Raw genomic sequence first — 8,766 nt, forward strand, 5'->3', positions numbered from 1 at the left:
TGGCGTGCTCCAACACAGCGGTGCTGAGCTGTCGGCGCACGAGACCATCACCGCCGAGCAAGACCAGTGGGGCTCGATCGCCCAACTCGCCGCCGAATACGAAACCATCGCCGCCGCAGCCCAACACGACCGCTGGACCACCCTGGTCTGCCGCTCCGGGCTCACCGACAAGCAAGCGCAAGCCGTCATCGACTCCGACGCCTTCGGTGCCCTCACTGCGGAACTGCGCCGGGCCGAACCAACCACCACCACGTCGATACCCTCCTGCCACGCCTCATTCGGGCTCGTGGGTTCGCCGACGCCGACGACATCGCTTCCGTCATCCACCACCGCCTCGCCAACGCAACCACCCGACCCGCCGGCTCCGGCCGCACACGACAAGCGCCGCGTCTCATCGCAGGGCTCATTCCCGAAGCCACCGGCACCATGACCTCCGACATGCAACGGGCTCTGACCGAACGCCGCCACCTCGTCGAAACCCGGGCAGAAGCGGTCCTCGACACCGCCCTCCACACGTAAGAACCATGGGCTATGGCGCTCGGTCCGATACCCGCGACTGGGTGGGAGTGGCAGCAGTGGCGACTCCGCGCCCTGGTTGTGGCCGCCTACTGTGACCGCTACCGGGTCGGCGACCCGGCCCCGCTCGGCGTCCAGCCCGAGGGCGCGACGCAGAAGATCGACCGCGCCCGCGCGCGGGTCGACACCTGCTGAATGGAGCTCCGGATCAAGCATGAGCAGACAAGGCCCTGCTGGCCGCAGATCGACTGCAAGTTCGAGGTGACGTCGTATGCCGACCTATGCCAGGGCCAACTCCCGCAGTTACACCGCCGAGATCGAGCGTCACGGTGAACTCGATGGCGCTCTGTGTCACTACATCCGCCACTGGCCATGCGGCCTCCAATCACCAGTTGCCCCTCCCCAGATCGATCGACGTCCCCGAATCGGTGCAACTGGTTGGCGGCGGAGGTGGACTCCGCTCGCTGGGCGCCTTGCGGCTGCCCGCGGCGCGGGGTGTTGAGGGCTCCGGGCTGCGCTCTGTGCCGTCTGGTGCAAATGGACTGGCGCGTAAGCGACATCTGAACCACAGGCGGGGCCATGTTCCACAATCCTCCCGTTAGCCCCACAAACGAAAGACTCGGTGTAGGCCTTCGTCTCTTCGGAATGATCCTTGACGGGAACCGGCTTTGGTGGGTCGGGAATGCAAGGGGCTCCGTGTCGTCGAGCTGCTGTGTCACACCTGACAATTATCCGAACTCAAGGATGACGGATTGTAGAGTTGGGGTGTGACGGATTATAGATCTCGCGTGGTGGATGTCGAGCTGAGGCAGCGAATGACGGCGATGGGGGCGGTGCTCGTTGACGGGCCCAAAGCCGTCGGGAAGACGCGCACTGCTGAGCAGTTTGGGCGGACAATACTTCGCATGGACGTCGATCAGGCCGCGCGAGCCGCGCTAGAGATTGCGCCGGAGCAATTGTTTATGAATCCGACTCCCATCGTGTTTGATGAATGGCAGGAGACTCCACAACTGTGGAACCTCGTCCGCCGAGCAGTCGACGATCACGATGGCAAGGGCCTCTACGTCCTGACTGGCTCATCCCAGCCCCGTGATGATGCACAGCTGCACTCCGGTGCAGGGCGGATTGCTAGGCTACAGATGCGTCCAATGAGCCTCTTTGAGACCGGGCACTCCACCGGTGAGGTGAGTCTGCGGCGACTGCTCGACGGCGACGCCCCGATCGGGTCGGCTTCAGGGCTGGAACTCGCGGATCTCCTGGAGCAGATTGTTATCGGCGGTTGGCCTGACCTGCTTGATGCCCACGGACGCGAGGCCTCTCTGTGGCTGCGTGACTACCTGCGCACAGTGGCCGAGGTCGATGTTCCTGGGCTGGGACCCCGGCGAAATCCCGCAAACATTGAGCGGCTGCTCGCTGCACTCGGACGCGCGACCGCAACGCCACTGAACCTCTCGTCGCTTGCTGACGACGTCGGCGGCAGTCGTGGACGCATCGCTTCCGAAACTTTGACGAACTACCTCGATGCGCTCACCAGGCTCATGCTCATTGAGCCGATTGAAGCCTGGCGACCTCACATGCGCTCTCGCACTCGCCTTCGCGCAGCGCCCATTCACCACTTCGTTGATCCTTCCCTGGGTACGGCAGCGCTGGGCATCGGCACAGATGATCTCCGGCGGGACCTGAACGCAGCTGGACTCCATTTCGAGTCACTCGTGATGCGCGATCTTCGCGTCTACGGGCAGCCGTTAGGGGCGACGCTCTCATCGTGGCGTGACTCCCAAACGGGCCTAGAAGTCGACGCGGTATTCGAACTGCCTGACGGCAGATGGGCTGGCATCGAGGTAAAGCTCGGCGAGTCGGCGGTCGATGCGGCGGCTGAGTCTCTCTTGCGCATGTCCGCCAAGATCGATCAGGCCCGCCATGGCCAACCCGTTGCGCTCATTGTGCTGACGGGCGGGCGGTACGTCTACAAGCGCCCTGACGGTGTTTGCGTCGTGCCTATCACGGCTTTGGGGCCTTGACATGTGGACATAGGGTTGTCTGGCTACAGGGACACAACGCCGTCGATTGTCGTCACGGTGTCGCCACCAACCCAGATCGTCTCACCGACTTGCTCAACACAGATTCGTCCAGCGCGTCCAAGACAAGTGCCCTGCGCCGCGACGTACCGGCTCGGTAGGGTTCCGTTGCCGACGAGCCACTGAGCGAGTCCAGCATTCAGACTGCCAGTGACGGGATCTTCGCCCGTGCCGAGGGAAGGAGCGAAGGCTCGAACTTCAGCGGCCGTGTCGGAATTGTCGCGGAGACCGATGACACCAACCTTGTATCCCGCCATAGCCCGGAAGTCTGGTGCGAGCCCAAGCACATGATCGGCGTGAGTGAGCTGCACGCCAATCCAGCCAGGTCCGCTGTCGACCCACTGCATATCAACAATGAGCTCATCGGGAATGCCGAGGGATGTCATGATCTGCAAACGGTCGGCTTCCGTGAGAGGCCCCGAACGGCGTAGTTCCGGTGCGGCGAAAGCGAGTCCGCCATCTTGCTCACGAATCGTGACGAGTCCGATTTCACATTCCTGCACGATCCTTGCGCTCGTTCGCGGTGACCCGCCAGCCTCGCACCATGCGTGGCATGACCCGAGCGTCGGGTGGCCGGCGAACGGTAGTTCACCGCTGGGGGTGAAAATCCGCAAACGGTAGTCCGCCTGTGGGCATGTCGGCGGAAGTACGAACGTCGTCTCCGAGAGGTTGGTCCAGCGGGCGAATGCGGCCATGTCTGCGTCGCTCAGTCCCTCAGCCTCCAAGACGACGGCCACAGGGTTACCGAGCGTCGGATGCGCGGAGAAGACATCTACCTGCTTGAAGGAACGTTCACGCATGCCGTCAGGCTACCGGGGCGTGCCACGGTTTCACTTCGGGCATCTCACTGCATGTGACTGATCTCTATCCCCGCCACCTGCAGTGCGGGGAATACGATCGTCTCCGCAGCTACTGCGCGCTCGCGAGGAAATCGTCGAGGAGTTGGGCAGCGCCTTCAGCGCCGAGCTCCTCGAAATCGGCTTTCTCGAGCGAGTTGAGGTCGTAGGCGACGATGGCATCCGCTGCCTCGTCGTGGAAGAGCACGAGATACTTGCCCTGCGGGTTGGTGGGGAACCAGGTCGTCAGGACGAGGTAACTCACGTCACCAATCTCAACGGTTTCGACGGAGTTGTCCTGCACCGAGTCCGATGTCGTGTTCTTGACGGTGGTGATCGCCTCGTCGACGGCGTCGGCATTCCCGGCCATGAGCACGAGGGACGTCGCGTATCTGCCGGGCGTGTAGTACTCGCAGCTGTACCGGTAGCCTTCCTTGTCCGTGTCCAAACTGCCCCATCCTGTGCCGAACGACCTTGGCGTTGTGCCGAAGGGTGTGGGCAGATCGCCGTCCAGCAGGCAGGTCCCATTGGCGTCGCTATAGCTCGTGATCGGATCGTAGGGCTTCGAGTATGCCTCAGAGGAGGGCCATCCCTCGGCGGTCGCGTCGAGCCACGCCTGCGGGATCGAACGGCTCGCGCCGCCGACGACCGTGCTCGTGTTTTCGGTCGCGGGAGTGTCATCGGTGTCGGTGATAGGCGGATGCAACAGGTGATTCACCATGGTGCAGCCGCTCAGGGACACGGTTGCCGCGCACGCGGCGAGAGCACAGAGGAGTCGTCGCATGTGCATCAGGCTAGGTTGTGTATCGATCAGTATGCATTGACCTGCGGCATGAAGCCCGCGTCATGCCTGAGTCTGGAATTCCCTGGTCAGTGTGGTCCTCGAGCTGAATGCGCCACGATGCCTGTGACGGCCGGGCCGTTGTCCAAGCGATGTGGGGTGCCTGCGTTGTCATGATCCTTCACTCGCGTTGCTGCATGGCGGTGCAAGGAGGAAACTGGAGGCAGGAGGTTGCATGAGCAGCAGCGAGCACGCCGAGTTGGTTTCCGAGCGGGGGAGTGTCTTCCCGCTCTTGGCGCGCACGATCGGTGACGACGACCGGCCACTCGTGTACCTCGACTCCGGCGCAACGAGCCAGCGGCCCCGCGCCGTGCTCGACGCCGAACGCCGTTTCCTCGAGCAGCACAATGCTGCGGTGAAGCGCGGCGCACACACCCTCGCCGAGGAAGCGACGGACGCTTATGAGGCGGCTCGCGCGCGCATCGGACGCTTTGTTGGGGCATCCCGTCCCGAAGAGATTGCGTTCACGAAGAACGCGACCGAGGCACTCAACCTCATCGCCTACTCACTTGGCAACGGCGACGCAGATACCCCCGAGCGCCTCCGCATCCACGCTGGCGACAAAATCGTCGTCACCGAGATGGAGCACCACGCGAACCTCATCCCGTGGCAGGAACTTGCCCGCCGCACCGGGGCAACACTCAAGTGGATTCCGCTGCGCGACGACTTCACACTCGACCTCAGCACGCTCGACGACATTCTTACCCCGCGCACCAAGGTGCTTGCCTTCACACACCAGTCGAATGTGCTCGGCACCGTCAATCCTGTCGAGCAGCTCGTGGAAGCAGTACGCAAAGCTGGCGCACTCACCGTGCTCGACGCCTGCCAGAGCGTCCCGCACCAGTCCATCAACTTCACCGAGCTTGGCGTGGACTTCGCCGCCTTCTCCGGCCACAAGATGCTCGGCCCCACCGGCATCGGCGTGTTCTGGGGCCGCCACGAGCTGCTCGAGCAGCTCCCGCCATTCCTCACCGGTGGATCCATGATCGGCACCGTCACGATGGAAGGCGCCACCTGGGCTGCACCGCCAGCCCGCTTCGAAGCCGGCACGCCGCCCATCTCGCAGGCCATCGGCCTCGCCGCCGCCTGCGACGTGCTCGACGAGCTTGGGATGCCCGCCGTCGAAGCCCACGAACGTGCCCTCACGCTCCGCGCCCTCGACGGGCTTGCCCGCTTCGACAAGGTCCGCATCATCGGGCCCGCCGCAAGCCCTGAACGCGCAGGCGCCGTGTCGTTCGTCGTCGATGGCATCCACACGCATGACATCGGGCAGGTGCTCGACACACTCGGCATTGCCGTCCGGGTCGGCCACCACTGTGCGGCACCGCTCCACGCCCGCTATGGCATCCGCGGAACGACCCGCGCGAGCTTTAGCGTCTACTCCACCGCGGCAGACGTCGACGCCTTCCTTGACGGTGTCGGCGAAGCCATCGACTTCTTCGGGCGGTTCGCGTGATGAATAACCTCAACGCGCTCTACACCGAGCAGATCTTCCTCCACGACAAGCACCCACACCATGCCGGGCTCCGTGAGCCCTTCGCAGCGCAGGTCGACCACGTAAACCCCGTGTGCGGGGATGCGATCACTCTCCGCGTCCACCTCGGGGAACGCGACGGCGAGCAGATCATCGAAGACATCTCCTATGAGGCGGAAGGATGCGCGATGAGTCGAGCCTCCGCATCCATGCTCGCCGACAACCTCATCGGCATGACCCTTGCCGAAGCCCGCGGCATCGTCGAACACATGGAACATGTCATGACCTCGCGGGGGAGTGAAACGGGCGACCCCGACAAGATCGGTGACGCAGTCGCACTCGCGGGCGCAGCGAAGTTCCCGGCCCGAGTGAAGTGTGTGCTCATGTCGTGGAAGGCATTCCGCGCGGCACTGCTCGAAGCGGGCATCGAACTGTAGCTTCGTGCGATCTCGGCGCAGGCGGGTACAGTTCCAACTGGGCGCCACCAGCGCCGCGGACGAGGGAGCCGTACCCGTAGCGCGACAAGACGGCCAGGAAAGTATCCCGCATGGATTGGATTGTGCTCGTCCTTGCCGCCGGAATGGAGGCTGTGTGGGCGGCTGCGCTCGACGCTTCGAACGGCTTTCGGTATTGGAAACCCGCGATGCTCTACATCGTCGCGACCGTGCTCAGTCTTGCCGGCCTCGCCTTCGCAATGCAGACCATCCCGACAGGTACCGCATACGCCGTGTGGGTTGGTATCGGAGCCGCACTGACGATGATCTGGTCAATCGTGACGAAGCAGGAGCGCGCGAGCCTGGCCCGCACGGTGCTACTCGTTGTTCTTATTGCCTCAGTCGTCGGGCTCAAGGTGGTGAGTTAGATGCCGTGGCTCGTGCTGCTCGCGAGTGCTGTGCTTGAGGCGGTCTGGGCCACAGCGCTTGGCGCATCGGCGGGGCTCACCGTCCCTCTTCCGAGCATCGTGTTCGTGGTCGCGCTTATCGGCTCGAGTCTCGGCCTTGCCTGGGCTGTCAAGCACATCCCGATCGGCACGGCCTACGCCGTCTGGACAGGCATCGGTGCGGCGCTCACCGTCTCCTACGCAATGTTGAGAGGGACCGAACCGGTGACGCCGCTGCGCGTGGTCTTCATCACACTCATCGTCTTGTCAGTGGTGGGCCTCAAACTGGTGCCCACGCCATCTGCCAGCGCATCACACGGCACATCGCCTGAGGAGCACGCATGAGCGACAGTGACGCCACACTGACCCCAGAAGCCTTCATCGCTGAACTCGAGCGAGAGTGGGGCGAACTTGGCGAGATCATCCCGGGCCCGATGCCCGGCGAAGCGCACCGCGAGGAGCTCGCCGCCGCACCGAAACCACTTCGTCTCATGTGGGAACGCTTCGGCTTCGCGGGTGTTGCTGAGGGGCGCTTTTGGATCTGCGACCCGCTCGAATGGCGTGAGATCGCCGAGCTCTGGACGGACGGGCTCGATATTGGCCTTCCCGAACAGCGATGGACGCCTGTGTTCCGCTCCGTCTTTGGCGACCTCATCCTTCTAGGTTCAACTCCGGGCGTGCTCCTGTGGGTTGGGCCGCAAACCGCCAGCTTCCGTCTGATGAACATGAGCGAGCAGTACGAGGACGTCCCGGATGCTGCTGACGAGGCAGCGATCATGCTGCTCAGCGGCTTCGATGACACCTCATTCCCGGCCTTTGACCCGAACGGCGTGCCCTTGTTCGAGCAATGCGAGATGCTGCTTGGACAGCTCACCCACGAGACGCTGTACACCTTTGCCCCGGTCCCGGCCCTCGGCGGCGAGCCCTGGGCCCCGAACGCGCTCATCGAACAGGCAGTGCCTCACCACATGCTGTTGCACAGCCTGCAGGGCTAGTCGAAGTCTGCGCCTAGAGTCCCCGTTCGTCCGGCGATGGGTGGCCGGAATGTTCTGTCTGGGCGGTGGGCGCAGAGGTCAGCTCGCGGCGAGGGCGAAGCAGCGTGATCGCGGTGGTGGAGCCGGTGAAGCCGATCTGCTCAATCGCAGGCCCGACGAGGAAGGCATTGAGCAGGCCGTAAACGTCGTTGCCCGTCGTCACGGCGCGGATGACGTCCACCACGAGTGCGCGGGTCATGAGGAAGCTGATCGTGAAGGCGCGACGTCGTTCGTGCCAGTTCGCGAAGAACGGCACGTCGCAAGGCTGGCGAAACCACCCACCACAAACAAGAAGGGCATGACCTCGAACGCCCGGCTCACCGTATTGAACCAGTGCTGTAGCTTGACGGTGCGCTCGACTTCGAACGCCGCGGCCGGCCTCATCAGCAGGCATTGACGTGAGAGAGTTACATAAACATATTGCAATTTGTGCATGTGTGGGTCAGGATGGGGTCATGACCGATCGACAAGAACTCGCTCGAGCGGCCGAACTTTTTCGGACGCTCGGCTCTGAGTCACGACTTGAGTTGCTCGTGTTGCTTGCCGCAGAAGCACTCTCCGTGTCGAAGCTCGTCGAGCTGTCCGGAATGAACCAACCCCTCGTCTCGCAGCATCTTCGAACGCTGCGAGAGGTGGGGCTCGTTTCGGTTGAGGCCCAAGGGCGAGAGCGGGTCTACCGCTTGCAAGACCAGCACGTCGCTCACGTCGTCGCCGACGCGCTCACGCACGCCGGTGAAGCATGTCCCGATGAAGGAGTATCACCATGATGAACCACGAACACGCCGAGCACACGGTGGCCGAGCACAAGCACGGCGAGAACTGCGGTCACGAGGCTGTCCAGCACGGCGACCACGTCGACTACCTGCACGATGGCCACCGTCACGCTGAGCACGGTGACCACTACGACGAGCACGACGCCCCGGCCGAGCACACGGTGGCCGAGCACAAGCACGGCGAGAACTGCGGTCACGAGGCGATCCAGCACGGCGACCACGTCGACTACCTGCACGACGGTCACCGTCACGCCGAGCACGGCGACCACTACGACGAGCACTAAGTCCATCACGAACGCGGCGGGCCGGAACGATCACATGATCGCTCCGGCCC

At 63.7% G+C, this 8,766-nt stretch carries 11 protein-coding genes, 1 pseudogene and 1 riboswitch; of the genes and pseudogenes, 9 read left to right on the forward strand and 3 right to left on the reverse strand.

Annotated features, from left to right (window positions below):
* Both ZAL01S_RS10660 and ZAL01S_RS09500 read left to right on the forward strand, forming a co-directional pair.
* Window positions 1-696: pseudogene (locus ZAL01S_RS10660) on the forward strand (MobF family relaxase); the annotation flags it as partial.
* Window positions 697-1,340: 644 nt separating this feature from the next.
* Window positions 1,341-2,537 carry an ATP-binding protein gene (locus tag ZAL01S_RS09500; RefSeq protein ID WP_244875385.1) on the forward strand — a complete coding sequence of 399 codons (1,197 nt, stop codon included), beginning with the start codon at window positions 1,341-1,343 and terminating at the stop codon, window positions 2,535-2,537.
* Between the two features lie 23 nt (window positions 2,538-2,560).
* Here ZAL01S_RS09500 and ZAL01S_RS09505 read toward each other — a convergent pair whose 3' ends face one another.
* The gene (locus ZAL01S_RS09505; protein WP_066082581.1) at window positions 2,561-3,394 is read right to left on the reverse strand and encodes a PhzF family phenazine biosynthesis protein; all 834 of its coding nucleotides are present in this window, start codon (window positions 3,392-3,394) and stop codon (window positions 2,561-2,563) included.
* Window positions 3,395-3,503: 109 nt separating this feature from the next.
* Window positions 3,504-4,214, reverse strand: coding sequence for a hypothetical protein (locus tag ZAL01S_RS09510; RefSeq protein WP_159421678.1), 711 nt, complete (start codon window positions 4,212-4,214; stop codon window positions 3,504-3,506).
* 232 nt (window positions 4,215-4,446) lie between these two features.
* Between ZAL01S_RS09510 and ZAL01S_RS09515 the strand changes: the two genes are divergently transcribed.
* From ZAL01S_RS09515 to ZAL01S_RS09535, 5 genes are all read left to right on the forward strand, one after another.
* Window positions 4,447-5,727 carry an aminotransferase class V-fold PLP-dependent enzyme gene (locus ZAL01S_RS09515; protein ID WP_066082586.1) on the forward strand — a complete coding sequence of 427 codons (1,281 nt, stop codon included), beginning with the start codon at window positions 4,447-4,449 and terminating at the stop codon, window positions 5,725-5,727.
* Window positions 5,727-6,182: a Fe-S cluster assembly sulfur transfer protein SufU gene (gene sufU / locus ZAL01S_RS09520; RefSeq protein ID WP_066082587.1), complete on the forward strand. Its 456-nt coding sequence runs from the start codon at window positions 5,727-5,729 to the stop codon at window positions 6,180-6,182. Before ZAL01S_RS09515 ends, sufU begins: the two co-directional genes overlap by 1 nt.
* A 35-nt stretch (window positions 6,183-6,217) precedes the next feature.
* Window positions 6,218-6,280, forward strand: a riboswitch (guanidine-III (ykkC-III) riboswitch).
* A 12-nt stretch (window positions 6,281-6,292) separates the two neighbouring features.
* Window positions 6,293-6,607, forward strand: a complete 315-nt coding sequence (locus ZAL01S_RS09525) for a DMT family transporter (RefSeq protein WP_066082589.1) — start codon at window positions 6,293-6,295, stop codon at window positions 6,605-6,607.
* Window positions 6,608-6,970, forward strand: a complete 363-nt coding sequence (locus ZAL01S_RS09530; protein ID WP_066082592.1) for a DMT family transporter — start codon at window positions 6,608-6,610, stop codon at window positions 6,968-6,970.
* Window positions 6,967-7,620, forward strand: a complete 654-nt coding sequence (locus ZAL01S_RS09535) for a GAD-like domain-containing protein (RefSeq protein ID WP_066082594.1) — start codon at window positions 6,967-6,969, stop codon at window positions 7,618-7,620. Before ZAL01S_RS09530 ends, ZAL01S_RS09535 begins: the two co-directional genes overlap by 4 nt.
* A gap of 13 nt (window positions 7,621-7,633) precedes the next feature.
* Here ZAL01S_RS09535 and ZAL01S_RS09540 read toward each other — a convergent pair whose 3' ends face one another.
* On the reverse strand, window positions 7,634-7,915 hold the full coding sequence (locus tag ZAL01S_RS09540) for a hypothetical protein (protein ID WP_066082596.1): 282 nt from the start codon (window positions 7,913-7,915) through the stop codon (window positions 7,634-7,636).
* Window positions 7,916-8,114: 199 nt separating this feature from the next.
* Between ZAL01S_RS09540 and ZAL01S_RS09545 the strand changes: the two genes are divergently transcribed.
* Together ZAL01S_RS09545 and ZAL01S_RS10390 are read left to right on the forward strand one after the other, a co-directional pair.
* Window positions 8,115-8,426 (forward strand): ArsR/SmtB family transcription factor, encoded by a 312-nt coding sequence (locus tag ZAL01S_RS09545; protein WP_066082599.1) that lies wholly within the window; start codon window positions 8,115-8,117, stop codon window positions 8,424-8,426.
* On the forward strand, window positions 8,423-8,716 hold the full coding sequence (locus tag ZAL01S_RS10390; protein ID WP_159421679.1) for a hypothetical protein: 294 nt from the start codon (window positions 8,423-8,425) through the stop codon (window positions 8,714-8,716). Before ZAL01S_RS09545 ends, ZAL01S_RS10390 begins: the two co-directional genes overlap by 4 nt.
* The last annotated feature ends 50 nt before the right edge of the window (window positions 8,717-8,766 follow it).

Source organism: [Zimmermannella] alba NBRC 15616 (assembly GCF_001570905.1).
Lineage (GTDB): Bacteria > Actinomycetota > Actinomycetes > Actinomycetales > Microbacteriaceae > Pseudoclavibacter > Pseudoclavibacter albus.

Coding starts and splice junctions, on each gene's coding strand:
- ZAL01S_RS09515 (WP_066082586.1), top strand. CDS start 4,447: ATGAGCAGCAGCGAGCACGCCGAGTTGGTTTCCGAGCGGGGGAGTGTC.
- ZAL01S_RS09530 (WP_066082592.1), top strand. CDS start 6,608: ATGCCGTGGCTCGTGCTGCTCGCGAGTGCTGTGCTTGAGGCGGTCTGG.
- ZAL01S_RS10390 (WP_159421679.1), top strand. CDS start 8,423: ATGATGAACCACGAACACGCCGAGCACACGGTGGCCGAGCACAAGCAC.
- ZAL01S_RS09535 (WP_066082594.1), top strand. CDS start 6,967: ATGAGCGACAGTGACGCCACACTGACCCCAGAAGCCTTCATCGCTGAA.
- sufU (WP_066082587.1), top strand. CDS start 5,727: ATGAATAACCTCAACGCGCTCTACACCGAGCAGATCTTCCTCCACGAC.
- ZAL01S_RS09500 (WP_244875385.1), top strand. CDS start 1,341: ATGGGGGCGGTGCTCGTTGACGGGCCCAAAGCCGTCGGGAAGACGCGC.
- ZAL01S_RS09510 (WP_159421678.1), bottom strand. CDS start 4,214: ATGCGACGACTCCTCTGTGCTCTCGCCGCGTGCGCGGCAACCGTGTCC.
- ZAL01S_RS09505 (WP_066082581.1), bottom strand. CDS start 3,394: ATGCGTGAACGTTCCTTCAAGCAGGTAGATGTCTTCTCCGCGCATCCG.
- ZAL01S_RS09545 (WP_066082599.1), top strand. CDS start 8,115: ATGACCGATCGACAAGAACTCGCTCGAGCGGCCGAACTTTTTCGGACG.
- ZAL01S_RS09525 (WP_066082589.1), top strand. CDS start 6,293: ATGGATTGGATTGTGCTCGTCCTTGCCGCCGGAATGGAGGCTGTGTGG.